Below are 16,698 nucleotides of genomic sequence, written 5' to 3'. Positions count from 1 at the left end.
GTCTTCCGCTTCCTACACGATGTGGACACGCTCGTACTCGCCGTCAGGGCTGCGCAGCACAACATCGTTACCTTCACCCATGCGCTCTTCCAAGAAGGCGTAAACCTGCACCGCTCTGTTGATCACGTCTGTCTTGGTCAGCCCTGTTGCCTCCACGAGCTTATTGATGGCTTCCACTGCCGGGGGCACGAGCGTGACTGAGTACCTCTCGTTCGCCGGCAGGCGACTCTTCACCGAAGCCATAGACACCTCCCTTCCTCTTCAACCTTGCTGATCTTAGTGCGCGTACGCACCTAGATGACGCGCTCAGGTCCAGCTTCTAACACCCACCATGCCATATCCAGGTGCAATAACGCACCTGGTGGTGTTACGGTGTGCCCAAGCTGACTGAGACGGTCCATCAGACCGCGCCCCAGTCAGCCAACTCCATGCGATGCGAGAGGAGGGCCCGTTGATAGACACAGAACACCAACTCGGGGGGATCTTGCCTCGATAGTTAGCGCAGGTGCGAGCACCTGCTGAGACTCGAAGGGGGGGTACACCATGGAGCTCACCGCGTGGCTACGTCCGGTCCCGATCTAGCTACAGGGTGCTAGATGACGTACCGGGCGGAGGAACGGTTACTACCCAGGCAAAGCGCCTGGACCAACGTGAACCGGGCCTCAGAAAGCCCACAATGAGTTCTAACGAAGTGATCCCGTTCAACAGCAGCGACGAACCCAGCGCCGCCGCCTACGTCAAGATCACGACCACTCGTAGTGGCCCGACCTTCACTGCGGCCGTTCCGAGTGGAGAAGCGGGGCGCATGCTGGAGACGAGCCACCTTGCCTTCGGCATCTGCGGAACCGTGATCGGACCGCCGGTCATGGCCAAGGCTCTCGAAGTGGCCGGCCTCGGACTGCCGTGGCAGATGACCGCCGCGCTTCTTTCCCTGGCGGCCATCCTGCCGCTGGTCTGCTACATGGTGGCAACCCGCCGCCGGATCTGACGGCATCGGCCCGCTCCGTAAGATGGGGCGGGCTTAGCCATGCTCCGACGGCCCGGACACGGCCCGAGCCCCGACACGGCCATGTTCTACACACCCAAGAGTGCCGGTCACAGCGTCAGCGAGCTGCGCGCAACACCAGTTCTCCGGGCTTGGGCATGGTGGTACCAGTGTCTCAGATCGACTTGGGGTGCCCGGGCCGGAGCGGGGTGGGGGTGGTCACCCGTAAGTGTCGGCCGTCAGCTCTGATCAGCCTTGCAGCACAGGGGCGCGTGCTCCAGGGATGAGACGATCTCTCCGGAGGGGTGCGAGTGGACCTGCTGGAGCTGATGGAGTGGCTGGCCGAGCGCGGAGTCACGACGGTCTTCAAGGCCGACGGTGACCGCATGGTTGAACAGCGGACCGCATGGATGGTCATCGTCAGCGGTGGGCCGTTCGGCGAGGATTCGTTCTTCCGTGCCGACCTGGCCACGGCAGACGCATGCCTTGAATCATTGCTCGCCCACCTGGAGGACAGGGGCCTGTCGCCGTTCGCGTGATCAACGGTCTCCTGCGGGCGGAAGACGGTTTGTCGAACGGCGCAGCGTCAAGAAGCGGCAGCCGGAGTAAGCGGACAACGCAGTGGGCCCCGCTCTCGGAAAGAGAGCGGGGCCCAGAGACCGTAGACGGGCTCAGGACCCCACGAACGCCACCAGCAGCAGCCACACCACCGGGGCCGTAGGGAGCAAGGAGTCCAGGCGGTCCATGATTCCTCCGTGGCCGGGGAGGAGGGTGCCCATGTCCTTGATGCCGAGGTCGCGCTTGATCATGGACTCGCCGAGGTCGCCCAGCGTGGCACTGCACGCGACCGCGAGGCCGAGGATCAGGCCCTGCCACCAGGCGCCGTCGTCGATGAGGAACTGCATGCACAGCGCGCCCGCGACCATGGCGAAGGCGACCGCGCCCATCAGGCCCTCGCGCGTCTTGCCGGGGCTGATGCGCGGAGCGAGCTTGTGCTTGCCGAAGCGCCAGCCGACCGCGTACGCGCCGGTGTCGCTGACCACGGTGAGGACCAGGAACGTCAGCACCCGCCAGGCACCGTCGCCGGCGGTGAGCATCATCGCCACGAAGGTCGCCAGGAACGGCACGTAGAACGCGGCGAAGACACCGGCCGTGACGTCCTTGAGGTAGCCCTCCGGCGGCTGCGTCATCCGCCAGACCAACACCGCCAGCGCGGTGAGCGCCATGGCGACCCAGGCACCCTCGGCGCCGCGCGCGTACCCGGCGACGACCATGGCCGCACCGCCCACCGCGAGCGGCACCAGGGGTGCCTTGATCCCCTTGCGCTCCTGGAGCCGGCTGGTCAGCTCCCACAGACCGACGACCACCGCGACGGCGACCACACCGACGAAGACAGCCTTGACGACGAAGAGCGAGGCGATGATGACCACGCCGAGCCCCACGCCGACGCCTATGGCCGCGCTCAGGTCACGGCCCGCGGTCTTCTTCGGCACGGGCACCGGCTGAGGGGCGTCGGGCATCGGGTCGTCGTCCTGGTCTCCGCCATACGCGGGTACGTCGGGCACGCTGGGCATGGGGCGAGTCTGCTGCGCCTCGGGCGCATCGTATGCGGGACCCGCCGTGACAGCCCCCTGGAGTGGCCCACCCGCGGTGGGCCCCCAGTACCCGGCCTGCCCCGCCTGCGGCGGCGCCCCCCAGGAAGAGTCGCTCATCAGACTTCGAGCAGCTCCGCTTCCTTGTGCTTGAGGAGCTCGTCCACCTGCGCCACGTACTTGGCGGTCAGGTCGTCGAGCTCCTTCTCGGCGCGGCGGCCCTCGTCCTCGCCGACCTCGCCGTCCTTGATCAGCTTGTCGATGGCGTCCTTGGCCTTGCGGCGCACGGAGCGGATCGAGACCTTGGCGTCCTCGGCCTTGTGCTTGGCGACCTTGATGTAGTCGCGGCGGCGCTCCTCGGTCAGCTCGGGGAACACCACACGGATGATGTTGCCGTCGTTGCTGGGGTTGACGCCCAGGTCGGAGTCCCGGATCGCCTGCTCGATGTTGCGCAGCGCGCTCTTGTCGAACGGGGTCACCACGGCCATGCGCGGCTCCGGCACGGAGAACGAGGCGAGCTGGTTGATCGGCGTCGGGGCACCGTAGTAGTCCGCCACGATCTTGTTGAACATCGCGGGGTGCGCACGGCCGGTGCGGATCGCGGCGAAGTCCTCCTTGGCGACCACGACGGCCTTCTCCATCTTCTCCTCGGCTTCGAGGAGGGTCTCTTCGATCACCACTTGCTCCTGCGTGTCTTGAGTAAGGCCCGGCCGCGATGCCCGTTCGGGCGGCGGGCCGGCTGCGTCGCGTCTGCTTCCTGCACGGTTCCCGACCGGCAGGACATTGTCCATCCCCCGGCCGGGGCGCGTCCCGTCCTTGCCCCGGACGGGTCGCGCCGGTGGCGCGGGGTCGCCGGTCAGTCCCGGCTGCCCTCGTCACCCACGAGCGTGCCGATCTTCTCACCCTTGACGGCCCGCGCGATATTGCCCTCGGCCAGCAGCTCGAAGACGACGATCGGCAGGCTGTTGTCGCGGCACAGGGTGACGGCGGTGGCGTCGGCGACCTTGAGGTCACGGGTGATGACCTCGCCGTAGCCGAGCGCGTCGAACTTGACGGCGTCGGGGTTGGTCTTGGGGTCGGCGTCGTAGACCCCGTCCACCCCGTTCTTGCCCATGAGCAGCGCCTCGGCGTCGATCTCCAGGGCGCGCTGGGCGGCGGTGGTGTCGGTGGAGAAGTACGGCATGCCCATCCCGGCACCGAAGATGACCACGCGGCCCTTCTCCAGGTGGCGCACGGCGCGCAGCGGGATGTACGGCTCGGCGACCTGGCCCATGGTGATGGCGGTCTGCACGCGGCTGTCGATGCCCTCCTTCTCCAGGAAGTCCTGGAGGGCGAGGCAGTTCATCACGGTGCCGAGCATGCCCATGTAGTCGGAGCGGGCCCGGTCCATGCCGCGCTGCTGCAGCTCGGCGCCGCGGAAGAAGTTGCCGCCGCCGATCACGACCGCGATCTCCGCGCCGTCACGCACGACGGCGGCGATCTCGCGGGCGATCTTGTGCACCACGTCCGGGTCGACGCCGAGGCCACCGCCGCCGGAGAAGGCCTCTCCGGACAGCTTCAGCAGAAACCGGCCGCTTACTTTGCCGTCGTCGCTCTTCTGGGCCTTGGTGGTCATGGAGATCCCGCCTCTTTCACGTGTTGCACATACGAAGAAGGCCATTGCCGGTGGGTCGCTTCTCGCTCCCTTGCGCGGCAATGGCCTCCTCGTCAGATCTGCTGCCGTCCGCCGCACAGCCACGGGCGGCGGTCTGCGCGGACGACTGCTGTCGACCCTATCGGGGTCGCGCGTCGATCGCGGTACGGACTCAGATGCCGACCTTGATGCGCGAGAAGCGCTTCAGGGTGACACCGGCCTCGTCCAGCACCTTCTGGACGGACTTCTTGTTGTCCAGCGCGTACGGCTGGCCGAGCACCGTGGCGTCCTTGAAGAAGCCGTTGAGACGACCCTCGACGATCTTGGCGATCGCGGCCTCGGGCTTGCCCTCGGCGCGGGTGGTCTCCTCGGCGATGCGACGCTCGGACTCGACGACCTCGGCCGGCACGTCCTCCTTGGAGAGGTACTTCGGCGCGAAGGCGGCGATGTGCTGGGCGATGCCCTTGGCGACCTCGGCGTTGGGCTTGTCCAGCTCGACGAGGACACCGATCTGCGGGGGCAGGTCGGGCATCGTGCGGTGCATGTACGCGGTGACGTAGCCGTCGGTGAACTGCGCGAAGCGGTCCAGGACGATCTTCTCGCCGAGGTTGGCGTTGGCCTCGTCCACGAACGCCTGGACGGTCTTGCCGGGCTCGATCTCGGAGGCGAGGAGCGCCTCGATGTCGGCCGGGGAGGTCTTGGCGACGTGCTCGGCGATGGCGTTGGCCACGGCCTGGAACTTGTCACCCTTGGCGACGAAGTCCGTCTCGCACTTCAGCTCGACGAGGACACCCTCGGAGTTGTCGTCGGCGATGATGGAGACCACGGCGCCGTTCTCGGCGGAGCGGCCCTCACGCTTGGCGACGCCCTTCTGGCCCTTGATGCGCAGCGCCTCGACGGCCTTCTCGACGTTGCCCTCGGCCTCGTCCAGCGCCTTCTTGCAGTCCATCATGCCGGCGCCGGTGAGCTCACGGAGCTTCTTGACGTCGGCGGCGGTGTAGTTCGCCATGAGTCAGTGAGTCTTTCTGGAAGTCTTGGGAGATCGGAGATCCGCACGGGCCCGCGACCGGCGGGTGGCCGGGTCGCGGGCGTCGTGTCGGGCTACGGATGACGGGCGGGGGCGGGGTTCATGCCGCCCCCACCGTCAGCTCCGGTGTCAGGCCTGCTCGGCCTTGGGGGCCTCGGCCTCGACCTCGGCGGCAGCCTCTTCGACGGCCTCGGAGACCGGGGCGTCGGGCGCGGGGGCCTCGGCGGCGATCTCGACGGCCTCGGCGGCCTCGTCGGCCTTCTTCTCGCCCTCGAGCAGGTCGCGCTCCCACTCGGCCAGCGGCTCGGCCGCGGCCTTCTCGCCCTTGTCACCGGTGGCGACGCGCGAGCGGGAGATGAGGCCCTCGGCGACGGCGTCGGCGATCACGCGGGTGAGCAGGGTGACGGAGCGGATCGCGTCGTCGTTGCCCGGGATCTTGTAGTCGACCTCGTCGGGGTCGCAGTTGGTGTCGAGGATGGCGACGACCGGGATGTTGAGCTTCCGGGCCTCGCCGACCGCGATGTGCTCCTTCTTGGTGTCCACGATCCAGACGGCGCTGGGCACCTTCTGCATCTCGCGGATACCACCGAGGGTCTTCTCGAGCTTGGCCTTCTCGCGGGAGAGGACCAGCAGCTCCTTCTTGGTCAGACCGGAGGCGGCGACGTCCTCGAAGTCGATCTGCTCGAGCTCCTTGAGGCGCTGCAGACGCTTGTAGACGGTCGAGAAGTTGGTGAGCATGCCGCCCAGCCAGCGCTGGTTGACGTAGGGCATGCCGACGCGGGTGGCCTGCTCGGCGATGGCCTCCTGCGCCTGCTTCTTCGTGCCGACGAACATGACCGTGCCGCCGTGGGCGACGGTCTCCTTGACGAACTCGTAGGCGCGGTCGATGTACGACAGCGACTGGAGCAGGTCGATGATGTAGATGCCGTTGCGCTCGGTGAAGATGAAGCGCTTCATCTTCGGGTTCCAGCGACGGGTCTGGTGACCGAAGTGGACGCCGCTCTCCAGCAGCTCCCGCATCGTGACGACGGCCATGGCCATCTCCTTGAGATTCTCGGTTGTGCCGCGTCCGCCGGACGGCGGTCGCGCCTGACGCCCGCGGTGCGCCGTGCCGCGAAGGACCGAGGGGCGCTTGTACGAACCCTGTGACGGGCTTCGTACCGGGGCGTGCGAAGTCGACCCGGTGACCCGGATCGCCAGAAGAAGTGTACGGGACGGCCAGGGCACCGGGTGACGCCGCTGTCCACAACCGGCAGGTTGTCCACAGATCCCGCCAAGATCGGCCGGCGAACGGCAGGGTTCTCGCATGCGATCACTGGTGCGATACGTGACGAACTGGGTGCTTGTGCCCCTGCTGTTGACCTTCGCCGTGCTCACGCCCCTGGCGTGGGCGGACCCGCCGCCCCCGGAGAAACCTCCTGGTGAGCGGGTGCCCGCGCTGGCCCGGACCTGGCCGGTGGGGACGCGTCCGGCGGTGCTGCGGGGCTGGGAGCCGCCCGCCACCGTGTACGCCGCCGGGCACCGGGGCGTGGACCTGGCGGCGGCGCGGGGCGCCCCGGTGCGGGCGGTGGCGGCGGGCCGGGTGTCGTACGCGGGGCGGGTGGCGGGCCGGGGCGTGGTCGCGGTGGCCCTGGCGGGCACCTCGCTGCGGACGACGTACGAGCCGGTGCGCGCCGGGGTGAAGACGGGCGCGGAGGTGGAGGCCGGGGAGGTGGTGGGGACGGTGGAGGGCGCCGGGTCACATTGCCCGGAGGCGTGTGTGCACTGGGGGCTGCTGGACGGGGAGACCTATCTGAACCCGCTGGACCTGCTGCCGCCTTGGCTGCTCGGCCGTGGTCCGTCCCGGCTGCTGCCGGTGCTGGGGGTTCCGGTGCCGCCGGGCTGAACGGTGTCAGCCCCGAAAACTCAGCCCCGGACGCCCCGCAGGGCCATGGCGACCGCCGCCTCGGTGATCGCCTCGGGGTGTTCGGCCGCACCGAGTTCGATACGGCGCACGGCCGCGTCCACGACGCCCTGGAGCAGCATCGCGGCCAGCCGGGGCTGCTCGTGCCCGAGGCCGGCCAGCGCCTCGACGATCATCGCCACCAGCCCGCCGTGCGCGGCGCGGATCTTCTCCCGCGCCCCGGCGTCGAGTTCGCTCGCGGAGATCGCCACGACGGCCCGGTGCCGCCGGTCCCCGACCAGGGCGAGCTGCCGGCGCACATACGCCTCGACCTTGCCCTCGGCGGTGGGCGCGTCCGCCATCGCGGCCTCGACCTCCGCCGCCCAGACGGGGAAGTCGACCGCGCACAGCTCCTCGACCACGGCGGCCCGCGAGCGGAAGTACTCGTACACCGACGACCTGGCAAGACCGGTGCGCTCCGCGAGCGCGGGGAAGGTCAGCGCGTCCGTCCCGCCCTCGGACAGCAGGGAGCGGGCCGCGTCCAGCAGGGCGGCTCGCTGCATCGACCGGTGCTCGGCCACGGAGGCCGCTCGAATCCTTGGCACGCCCCCCACTTTACGGACCGGCCGGGGAACACGGCAGGAGTCAGCGTCCGAAGCTCGCCAGCTTGGCCCGGAGCTGGAGCACCGACTTGGTGTGGATCTGGCTGACCCGGCTCTCGGTGACCCCGAGGACGTTGCCGATCTCGGCCAGGGTCAGACCCTCGTAGTAGTAGAGCGTGACCACGGTCTTCTCCCGGTCGGGCAGGGTGTTGATGGCCCGCGCCAGGAAGCGGCGCAGCTCCCGGTCCTCGGCCACCTCGACGGGGTTGTCGGCGGCGGTGTCCTCCAGGGTGTCCATGAGGCTGAGCCGGTCGCCGCCCTCGCCGCCGACGTGCAGCAACTCCTCCAGCGCGACCACGTTGGCCAGGGACAACTGGCTGAAGACCGCGTGCAGCTCCTCGACCTCCACGCCCAGCTCGGTGGCGACCTCCTGCTCGCTCGGGGTCCGCCGCAGCTTCGCCTCCAGCGCCGCATAGGCCCGCTCGTAGTTGCGCGCCTTCTGCCGGACCGAACGGGGAATCCAGTCCAGCGCCCGCAGTTCGTCGATCATGGCGCCGCGAATCCGGGTGATCGCGTACGTCTCGAACTTGATCTCGCGCTCGATGTCGAACTTCTCGATCGCGTCGATCAGCCCGAACACCCCGGAGGAGACGAAGTCGGCCTGCTCCACGTTGGGCGGCAGCCCGACGCTCACCCGTCCCGCGACGTACTTCACGAGCGGCGAGTAGTGCAGGATGAGCTGCTCCCGGAGGCGCTCGTCCCCCGTCGCCTTGTACGACCGCCACAGCTCGTCGAGCGTCGAAGGAGCGGGCGGTCGCACGCTGCCGCCGTCGCGGGCGGCTGGGGGGGCCGCCGCCCGGTCGGAGCCGGAGGTGTGCTGGGGCATTCGTCGCCTAGTGCCGTTCTGCCGTGAAGTGCTGTGAACTGCCGTGCCGTGAGCGGGGGATGCGGGGTAGGGGCTGGATACCGGGTCGTCGCTGGGCGCGGGCCGCGCAAGAGGGTGCGGGCCGGCCCGTCCGCGCCCGAACTTTCGTGAGCGTAGCGTGACTGAGGAGTCGCGGTGTGCGAACAGTGGGGCACCACCCGTGCGCGCACCCCTGTGCGACGCCGCTCCCCCGCGTCACCCGGTTCGCTCAGCGTGACCGGTTACGGGCGTCAACTCCGGTAAATCCCAAGGGCGTAGAGGATTCCCCCGGACGGCCGAACACCCTCGGTCAGGGCGGGTGCGGGTCTTTCCCGACCGACAGCATCGCCTGGCGTGTCAACTTCCAGCCGTCGTCGTGTCGTTCGACGTAGCCAAGCGCTCGAAGCTCGTACAGCCGGGCGACCGCCTCCTCGCGGGTGGTGCGCGCCTCGCGGGCGATCTCCTCCGGGCCGGCCGGGCGGGCGGCGGGCAGGGCGGCGAGGACGGTGGCCGCGTCGGGGTCGAGCAGGTCGCGCGGGAGCACCGGGCCGCGCCGGGGCGGGGCCAGTTCGCCGATCCCGCCGACGAGTTCGATCACGTCCGCCGCGTCGGTGACGAGCACCGCCTCCCCGCGCAGCAGCTCGTGCACCCCTGCGGAGCGTCCGCTGGTCACCGGGCCGGGCACTCCCATGGTGAATCTGCCGAGCCGCTGGGCGGCGCGGGCCGTGACCAGGGACCCGCTGCGGCAGGCGGCTTCCACGACGACCGTGCCCCGGGTGAGCGCGGCGATCACCCGGTTGCGGACGATGAAACGGCTGGGCGTCGGATGGTCCCCCGGTGGCAACTCCCCGATGACGAGACCTTGTTGAGCGATCCGGTCGATCAGCGCGGCATGCCCGCGCGGGTACGCCTGGTCCACCCCCGAGGCCAGCACGGCCACGGTCGCCCCGTCGGCCGCGAGGGCACCCCGGTGTGCGGCGCCGTCGACCCCGTACGCCCCGCCGGAGACGACCACCCAGCCCCGCTCGGCCAGCCCGGCGGCGAGGGTGGCGGCCACATGGGAGCCGTACTCGGTGCAGGCGCGGGCGCCCACGACGGCCACGGAACGCAGCGCCCACATCCGCAGCCCCGGCCGGCCACGCACCCACAGACCCACCGGGCGCCCGTCGCCCAGGTCGTCGAGCTGGGCGGGCCACTCGGCGTCCCCCGGACACACGAACCGTGCCCCGGCCTCCCGCGCGGCCGCCAGGTCCGCCTCCGGCTCGGCCCGCACCGCCCGTGCCAGCAGCCCGCGCCAGCGGGTGCCGCTCACCCCCGGCAGAGGGTCGCCGCCCTCCCGCAGCCGCCGCACCACCTCCGGCACCCCGAACAGCCGCAGCCACCGTCCGCCGATGTCGTCGCCGGGCTCGATCACGCGGGTGAGGAACACCCGCCCGGTCCGCTCCTCCGCCGCCCGGTCCGCCGTCATGCCAGGGCTCCGATGGCCATGGGGACGCCACGGGGGACGCCGGTGCGCAGTTGCAGGGCGAGGGCCACGTCCCCGGCGTCCGGGCGGTCGTGTCCGACCAGGTCGGCGACGGTCCACGCCACCCGCAGCACCCGGTCGATGCCGCGTGCGGTGAGCACGCCCCGCTCCAGATTGCGCTCGGCCTCGTCCATCGCACCCGTGACGGCATGGAAGCGGCTGCGCAGTTCCCGGCCGGGCACCTCGCTGTTGGTGCCCCACGGGGTCCCGGCCAGCCGGGCCGCCGCCCGCTGCCGGGCCTCGCGCACCCGGTCGGCCACGGTCGCGGTGGACTCGCCGCGCGCACCGGGGTCGGTCAACTGGGCGCGGGTCACCGGATCGACCTCGACCCGCAGGTCCACCCGGTCCAGCAGCGGGCCGGAGAGCCGGGACTGGTAACGCCGGATCGCGGAGGGCGGGCAGTCGCACAGGGAATCGCGCTGCGAGAAACGCCCGCACGGGCAGGGGTTGGCCGCGAGCACCATCAGGAACCGCGCCGGGAACCGCACCACGCCCGCACTCCGCGCGATCACCACATGCCCGGACTCCAGCGGCTGTCGCAGCGCGTCCAGCGTCTGACTGTGGAACTCGGGCGCCTCGTCCAAAAAGAGCACGCCCCGGTGGGCCAGGGAGACGGCGCCGGGCCGGGCGATGCCGGGGCCGCCGCCGACCAGTGACTGCATGGTGGCCGAGTGGTGCGGGGCGCAGTAGGGCGCCACGTCGATGAGCGGTTTGCCCGGTGGCAGCAGCCCGGCCACCGAGTGCACGGCCGTGACCTCCAGGGAGTCCTGCCGGGTCAGCCGGGGCAGTACGGCGGGGAGCCGTTCGGCGAGCATCGTCTTGCCCGCGCCAGGTGGGCCTTCGAGGAAGAGATGGTGACCGCCGGCGGCCGCCACTTCCACCGCCGAACGCGCCGAGGTCTGGCCCACCACGTCGGCCAGGTCGTGGCCCTGGTCGTGCTGGGCCGCTCCGGCGCTGTGCATACCGGTGGCCGAGCCGGTACCGGGCATCCGAAGCCCGGCGAGGAGTGGATCGGGGCGCCCGGGCGCGTCCGGCTCCTCCTCGGGCACCGGTTCGTCCGCGAGGACGGCGATGAGCTGGCGCAGGCTGCGTACGCCGAGCACGGACACTCCGGGCACCAGCGCGGCCTCGGCGGCGGCGCACTCCGGGACGACGACCTGGGTGTACCCGGCGTCTGCGGCGGCCAGCACGGCGGGAAGGATGCCCCGGACCGGCCGGACCCGGCCGTCAAGACCGAGTTCGCCGATCATGACGATGTCGGCGAGCACCCTGGGGTCGATGCGCTCGGCGGCACCGAGCACAGCACTCGCCACGGCGAGATCGAATCCCGAGCCGGCTTTGGGCACCGAGGCCGGGCTCAGCCCCACGGTGAGTTTCTTCTGCGGCCACTCGCCACCGGAGTTCACCACGGCGGCGCGGACCCGGTCCCGGCTCTCCGTCAGGCTCTTGTCCGGCAGCCCCACCAGGGTGAAGGCGGCCACTCCGGGCTCCAGGTCGGCCTGGACCTCGACGAGGACACCCTCGACCCCGACCAGGGCCACCGAGCAGGTGCGGGCGAATCCCATCTAGGCCACCCCCCGCGCATGCTCCACGGCGGGCGCCCCGCGCCGGGGCAGCAGCACCCCGACCAGATCGACCCGGACCCCTCCCGGCGGTGCTCCGCCGTGCGTATGCACCCATCGCTCGGCCAGGTCCAGCAGCCGTCGCGCCTTCTCGGGCGTCACGGCGGCCATCGGGTGCTGGAACTCCCCGCCCCGCCGGGTCTTCACCTCGCAGACGACCAGCGTGCCGCCGTCCCGCGCCACGATGTCGATCTCTCCCGAGCGTCCGCAGCGCCAGTTGCGCTCCAGGATGCTCATCCCGGCCTCGGTCAGCCGCCGCGCGGCCAGATCCTCGCCGTACCTGCCCAGTCCACTGCGTGCCTTGTTCATGTCGGCACCACCTCCGGCACCCACCGTGACGGGGCACGCCGAAAGAAGTGGATCTTGGTGGACGGAGCCTCACTTGTGGATATCTCCGCCACCCGTGTGAGTGACGACCAGCGTCGGCCCTACCCGAGCGGCCTCAGAACGACCTCACCCGCTCGGCAACTCCAGATCACTCTTGTTCAGCTCCTCAATGTTCACGTCCTTGAACGTCAACACCCGGACCTGCTTGACGAACCGCGCCGGGCGGTACATGTCCCACACCCAGGCGTCGGCCATCGACACCTCGAAGAACACCTCACCCTGGACCGAGTGCACCTGCATCTCGTAGTCGTTGGTGAGGTAGAAGCGCCGTTCCGTCTCGATCACGTATTTGAACAGACCGACGACGTCTCGGTACTCCCGGTAGAGCTTCAGCTCCATCTCGGTCTCGTACTTCTCGAGGTCCTCGGCGCTCATGGCAGCTTCCCCTTCAGCCGTGCGATCCCCCCATTGTGCGCCAGTCCGGCGAACCCTCAGACGATTTCCGTGTCGAGGGTCACGGGCGTGGCCGGGGGACCCTCGTCGAGCAGCGTGCGCAGCAGCCCGGCGAGCCTGGTCGGATACACCGTCTCATGCGCCCGCTCGAGTTCCCGGCACGTCCACCAGCGCGCTCCGGACACGCTGCGCCGCTCCAGCTCGGTCAGCCCGAGGGCGGCCGTCACCGTCTGGGTCGTACGGGCGAGGTAGTACCACTCGTCCTGGTCCCAGCGGCGCCCGGCGAACGGGAAGGAGCACCGGCGGCGCCACAGCACCGGGCCCAGGTCGACCTCGGTGATGCCGGTCTCCTCGACCAGTTCCCTCAGCGCGGCCTGCTCGCGGGTCTCGGCTCCCTCCACGCCGCCGCCGGGGGTGAACCACCAGTCGTCGGCCGGATCGTCCGGTTCGTGCCCGTGCAGCAGCAGGACGCGGTCGGCGGGGTCGAGCAGCACCACACGGGCGACCTTGCGCAGCCCGCCCGCGTAGGTGTCCTCAGCCGGCATGGACGGGCTCCGCGCTGCTCCGGGCGCGGGAACGGCCCACGCGCGCCGCGACCGGGCCGTAGGCGGCGCCGCCCAGGACCAGCACCGCACCGGCGACGATCATCACCTCGATCAGCCGCAGCGGACCCGGCTCCGACACCGTGCCCAGCGCCTCGAACCCGGTCGGCCGGGCCAGCATGCCCCGCATCGGCCAGACCACGGAGTCCACGCGGGCGTGCACCGCACCGCGGCTCACCGTGCCCTCGGCCGCGTCGGTGAGGTGGGCGGTGGAGTCCAGCGAGCCCTGGCGTTCGTCGCCGAGCAGGAAGAGGCGGCCCTTGGGCACGGTCACCGTCGGAAAGCCCTTGACCTCGGCCGGGGTGCCCTTGGGCAGATAGGGCTCGTCGACCGGCTTGCCGTTGACGCTCAGCTTGCCGTCGGTGCAGCAGGCGACGGTGTCCCCGCCGACCGCGACGACCCGCTTGACCACGTCGGCACCGGTCACCCAGGTCTTGTCGCTGAACACCACCACGTCACCCCGGCGCACGTCCGCGCCGTCGACCCGCTGGGCCAGCACCCGGTCACCGGCGTCGATGGTCGGGGTCATCGAGCTGGTCGGCACGGTGTAGGGCCGGTAGGTCACCGCGGCCCAGCCGAAGCCGGCCAGGAAGAGCAGCAGGCCGACGGCCACCGCCACGCCCGACAGTTTCCCGCCGAGGCCCCCGTTGGGCCCCGCGGACTCCGCGCCTTGGGCACTTGCCATGTCGTCTCCCGGTCCCCTCCGCCGGGGTCGCCCGGCCTGCCACGATCCGCCTTTGGTAGCACACCGGGCCGGAAAGCCGCGAGGGCGGTGTCCCCCGGTGACCGGTTCTTCACCAGGTCTTTCGGGAAACACCGCCCTCGGCAGCGTGCGTACCTCGCGCGCGAAAGCGCGGCTCACACCTCGCGCGCGGCCTCCGCGCCAGCGGGACGAGCCGCCTTACGGCGACGCCACACCGCCACCGGCACCACAAGCGCGACCGCACCGGCGCCCGGCGCGTACGGCAGCGAAGCGGCGGCCGAGCTCTGCTTGTCCAGGCCCGGCTGGTCGAAGGTGTCCGGGATCGGCAGGGTGCCCCAGCGGTTGATCGGCCACGCCTTCACGATCGCGCGTCCGACGACGTCCTTGACCGGGACCATGCCGTGGTTCTCGTCGGTCTGGTTGTACCGGGAGTCCCGCGAGTTCTGGCGGTGGTCGCCCATCACCCAGATGTAGCCCTTGGGCACCTTGACCTTGAACTGGCCGCCCTGGTCGTCCACGCTGCACGGCGTGTTGCCTGGGTAGACGTACGGCTCGTCCAGCGCCTTGCCGTTGACCTTCAGCGGGGCGCTGCCCTCGCACTCGACCGTGTCCCCGCCGACGCCGATCACGCGCTTGATGAGGTCCTTCTCCTCGGCGGACGGCATCAGGCCGATCCAGCTCAGCGCCTTCTGCACCGCGTTCTGCTCCGGCGTCGGCTCGCCCGCCAGCCACTGGCCGGGGTCGTGGAAGACGACGACCTCGCCGCGCTCGGGCTCGGAGCCGAACCAGGGGGTGAGCTTGTCCACCAGGACGCGGTCACCCTGCTGGAGGGTGTTCTGCATCGAGTCGGACGGGATCGAGAACGCCTGCACCAGGAACGTCTTGATCAGCAGGGCCAGCACCAGCGCGATGCCGACGAGGATCGGCAGTTCCTTCCAGAACGAGCGCTGCTTCTCCGGCCGGCGCGCGGCACCGCCGCCGCCCCCGCCGCCCTCGTCGGTATGCGGGGGCCGGCCGGGCGGGGTGCCGTCACCGGCCGCCGCGAAGCCGTTCCCGGAGTTCACGGCGCCGTCCGGGGCCGAGGCGTCGGACCCCACGGGGTGCCCGCGGTGCTCCTCGCCGTCGTGCCCCGACCGTGCGCCAACCGCCACATCCCCCACGCCAACTCCTTACTCTGTGCCGCCGCCTGCCCCATGCACGGTGCAGGCCCACCACTCCCATAACGAGCGGGAGTTCCGCAGGGGTCGGGAGCTGGGTCAGTCCGTTCGGATCGTAGGGGGCAACCCTATGCGACGGGGCACGGGCCGCACTCGCCCCGGACGCCGCGTCGGTGACGCTTGCGAAGGTTTTAGGTTCGTCCAGGCGCGTCCAGTGCGCGAAGGGCCAGCCGATGAACATCGCCCGGCCGACGACCGACTCCTCGGAGACGGTCCCGCCGTACGACGTGTTCTGGTGGAAGCGGGAGTCGGCGGAGTTGCCCCGGTGGTCGCCCATCACCCACAGGCGGCCCTTGGGCACCGTGATGTCGAAGGAGGTCGCGGAGGGGGCGTTGCCGGGGTAGATGTAGGCGCCCTCGGTGAGGGGGACGCCGTTGACCGTGACCCGGCCCTCGGCGTCGCAGCACTTCACATGGTCACCGCCGACCCCGATGACCCGCTTGATCAGGTCCTTCTCGTTGTCCGAGGGAAGCAGCCCGATGAAGGTCAGCCCCTCCTTCACCTGCTTGACCACGACCGGGTCGTTCTTCTTCGGTGTCTCCTCACCGGTCAGCCAGCCGCCCGGATCGTGGAACACCACCACGTCCCCGCGCGTCGGCCGGGAGCCGAACCAGGGGGTGAACTTGTCGACCAGGACCCGGTCCCCGATCCGGATCGTCTGCTCCATCGAGCCGGACGGGATCACGAACGCCTGCACCAGGAAGGTCTTCAGCACCAGCGCGATCAGCACCGCGACCCCGAGCAGCAGCGGGATCTCCCGCACCGCCGACCGTCTGCGTTTGCGCTTCACCTTGCGCTGGAGCTTGCGCCGCTCCGCCCGCGAACGGCCGGCGCTCGGCCGGGAGGTCCGGCGGGCGCCGGTGGGCAGCGGATTGTCGGCGGCCGCGCCGGTGACCCCGCGCGGCCTTGCCCGGTTACCCATGCGCGGCCTCCGCGGCAGGTACGTGCGCGTAGGCGCGGGGGCGCTCGATGCGCGTGAAGTGGCCGTACGGCCAGACGATCCAGTCGGCGCGGCCCACCACGTCCTCCACCGGGACCATGCCGCCGCCCGGGGAGCCGAGGTGGTCGCGGGAGTCGCTGGAGCGGGCGCGGTGGTCACCGAGCAGGAAGAGGCGGCCGTCGGGCACCACCACGTCGAAGGGCACGTCGGACGCGCTGTTCCCCGGATAGAGGAACCCCGTCTCGTCGACCGGGCGGCCGTTCACCTCGATCCTCCCCTCCCTGTCGCAGCAGACCACATGGTCGCCTCCCACCCCTACAACGCGCTTGACGTAGTCGGCGTGCCCGAAGTAGCCGGTCCCGTCGAACACCACCACGTCACCGCGGCTCGGACGGGCACCGAAACGGTACGCCAACTTGTTTACGAGTACGCGGTCCCCGACCCTCAATCCGGGCTCCATGGAACCGCTCGGAATCACGAACGGCCGCACCACGAACGTGCTCAGGAGCAGCAGGAAGACGAGGCAGGTGAGGAGCGCCAGGGTGAACCGGCCGCCCGGCACGCGCTCGGCGAGCGGGGCCAACGCGAAACGCGACCGGCCCCGCGTACCCGGTGTACCGGGTGGGCGGGAACGGTCGCGTTCGGCGGGCTGTGCTTCGGTGTCCATCGGGGCCAGATGCTATC

Annotated in this window: 20 protein-coding genes; 3 read left to right on the top strand and 17 right to left on the bottom strand. The window is 70.6% G+C overall.

Annotation, left to right across the window (positions count from 1 at the left end):
* Positions 1–12: 12 nt before the first annotated feature.
* The gene (locus tag E5083_RS05055; protein ID WP_135784318.1) at positions 13–243 is read right to left on the bottom strand and encodes a hypothetical protein; all 231 of its coding nucleotides are present in this window, start codon (positions 241–243) and stop codon (positions 13–15) included.
* Between the two features lie 433 nt (positions 244–676).
* Between E5083_RS05055 and E5083_RS31085 the strand changes: the two genes are divergently transcribed.
* Complete coding sequence (locus E5083_RS31085; protein ID WP_167513450.1) at positions 677–988, top strand: hypothetical protein; 312 nt, start codon at positions 677–679, stop codon at positions 986–988.
* Positions 989–1,296: 308 nt separating this feature from the next.
* A complete protein-coding gene (locus E5083_RS05045) occupies positions 1,297–1,524 on the top strand; it encodes a hypothetical protein (protein WP_135784317.1) in 228 nt (75 codons plus the stop codon).
* 132 nt (positions 1,525–1,656) lie between these two features.
* Here the strand turns inward: E5083_RS05045 and E5083_RS05040 are convergent, their stop codons facing one another.
* The 5 genes from E5083_RS05040 to rpsB all read right to left on the bottom strand — a co-directional run bounded on the left by E5083_RS05040 (position 1,657) and on the right by rpsB (position 6,272).
* The gene (locus E5083_RS05040) at positions 1,657–2,697 is read right to left on the bottom strand and encodes a phosphatidate cytidylyltransferase (RefSeq protein ID WP_135784316.1); all 1,041 of its coding nucleotides are present in this window, start codon (positions 2,695–2,697) and stop codon (positions 1,657–1,659) included.
* A complete protein-coding gene (gene frr / locus E5083_RS05035; RefSeq protein WP_026248385.1) occupies positions 2,697–3,254 on the bottom strand; it encodes a ribosome recycling factor in 558 nt (185 codons plus the stop codon). Before frr ends, E5083_RS05040 begins: the two co-directional genes overlap by 1 nt.
* A 179-nt stretch (positions 3,255–3,433) precedes the next feature.
* Entirely contained in the window at positions 3,434–4,192 is a 759-nt protein-coding gene (gene pyrH, locus E5083_RS05030) for a UMP kinase (protein ID WP_135784315.1), read from the bottom strand.
* Positions 4,193–4,382: 190 nt separating this feature from the next.
* Positions 4,383–5,219: a translation elongation factor Ts gene (gene tsf, locus E5083_RS05025; protein WP_030808611.1), complete on the bottom strand. Its 837-nt coding sequence runs from the start codon at positions 5,217–5,219 to the stop codon at positions 4,383–4,385.
* Between the two features lie 147 nt (positions 5,220–5,366).
* Entirely contained in the window at positions 5,367–6,272 is a 906-nt protein-coding gene (gene rpsB, locus E5083_RS05020; protein ID WP_135784314.1) for a 30S ribosomal protein S2, read from the bottom strand.
* Positions 6,273–6,543: 271 nt separating this feature from the next.
* Between rpsB and E5083_RS05015 the strand changes: the two genes are divergently transcribed.
* Positions 6,544–7,122, top strand: a complete 579-nt coding sequence (locus E5083_RS05015) for a M23 family metallopeptidase (RefSeq protein WP_135784313.1) — start codon at positions 6,544–6,546, stop codon at positions 7,120–7,122.
* Positions 7,123–7,142: 20 nt separating this feature from the next.
* Here E5083_RS05015 and E5083_RS05010 read toward each other — a convergent pair whose 3' ends face one another.
* The 11 genes from E5083_RS05010 to lepB (E5083_RS04960) all read right to left on the bottom strand — a co-directional run bounded on the left by E5083_RS05010 (position 7,143) and on the right by lepB (E5083_RS04960) (position 16,681).
* Complete coding sequence (locus E5083_RS05010; RefSeq protein WP_135784431.1) at positions 7,143–7,700, bottom strand: TetR/AcrR family transcriptional regulator; 558 nt, start codon at positions 7,698–7,700, stop codon at positions 7,143–7,145.
* A gap of 64 nt (positions 7,701–7,764) precedes the next feature.
* The gene (whiG, locus tag E5083_RS05005) at positions 7,765–8,607 is read right to left on the bottom strand and encodes an RNA polymerase sigma factor WhiG (protein ID WP_031183700.1); all 843 of its coding nucleotides are present in this window, start codon (positions 8,605–8,607) and stop codon (positions 7,765–7,767) included.
* A gap of 328 nt (positions 8,608–8,935) precedes the next feature.
* Complete coding sequence (dprA, locus tag E5083_RS05000) at positions 8,936–10,093, bottom strand: DNA-processing protein DprA (protein ID WP_135784312.1); 1,158 nt, start codon at positions 10,091–10,093, stop codon at positions 8,936–8,938.
* Entirely contained in the window at positions 10,090–11,715 is a 1,626-nt protein-coding gene (locus E5083_RS04995) for a YifB family Mg chelatase-like AAA ATPase (protein ID WP_135784311.1), read from the bottom strand. Before E5083_RS04995 ends, dprA begins: the two co-directional genes overlap by 4 nt.
* The gene (locus E5083_RS04990; RefSeq protein ID WP_135784310.1) at positions 11,716–12,081 is read right to left on the bottom strand and encodes a YraN family protein; all 366 of its coding nucleotides are present in this window, start codon (positions 12,079–12,081) and stop codon (positions 11,716–11,718) included.
* A gap of 144 nt (positions 12,082–12,225) precedes the next feature.
* Entirely contained in the window at positions 12,226–12,534 is a 309-nt protein-coding gene (locus E5083_RS04985) for a DUF2469 domain-containing protein (protein ID WP_003993268.1), read from the bottom strand.
* Between the two features lie 56 nt (positions 12,535–12,590).
* A complete protein-coding gene (locus E5083_RS04980) occupies positions 12,591–13,097 on the bottom strand; it encodes an NUDIX hydrolase (protein WP_135784309.1) in 507 nt (168 codons plus the stop codon).
* Positions 13,087–13,839 carry a signal peptidase I gene (gene lepB / locus E5083_RS04975; protein ID WP_135784308.1) on the bottom strand — a complete coding sequence of 251 codons (753 nt, stop codon included), beginning with the start codon at positions 13,837–13,839 and terminating at the stop codon, positions 13,087–13,089. Before lepB (E5083_RS04975) ends, E5083_RS04980 begins: the two co-directional genes overlap by 11 nt.
* A gap of 173 nt (positions 13,840–14,012) precedes the next feature.
* Positions 14,013–14,921, bottom strand: a complete 909-nt coding sequence (gene lepB, locus E5083_RS04970; protein WP_425276688.1) for a signal peptidase I — start codon at positions 14,919–14,921, stop codon at positions 14,013–14,015.
* The gene (gene lepB, locus E5083_RS04965; protein ID WP_135784306.1) at positions 14,887–15,996 is read right to left on the bottom strand and encodes a signal peptidase I; all 1,110 of its coding nucleotides are present in this window, start codon (positions 15,994–15,996) and stop codon (positions 14,887–14,889) included. Before lepB (E5083_RS04965) ends, lepB (E5083_RS04970) begins: the two co-directional genes overlap by 35 nt.
* Positions 15,989–16,681: a signal peptidase I gene (gene lepB, locus E5083_RS04960; RefSeq protein WP_135784305.1), complete on the bottom strand. Its 693-nt coding sequence runs from the start codon at positions 16,679–16,681 to the stop codon at positions 15,989–15,991. The genes lepB (E5083_RS04965) and lepB (E5083_RS04960) overlap by 8 nt, the downstream gene beginning before the upstream one ends.
* Between the last annotated feature and the right edge of the window lie 17 nt (positions 16,682–16,698).

The sequence above is a fragment of the Streptomyces bauhiniae genome (assembly GCF_004784475.1).
GTDB classification, from domain to species: domain Bacteria; phylum Actinomycetota; class Actinomycetes; order Streptomycetales; family Streptomycetaceae; genus Streptomyces; species Streptomyces seoulensis.
Note: the sequence above shows the minus strand (reverse complement) of the source record. Positions and strands in the feature narration are given on the sequence as shown.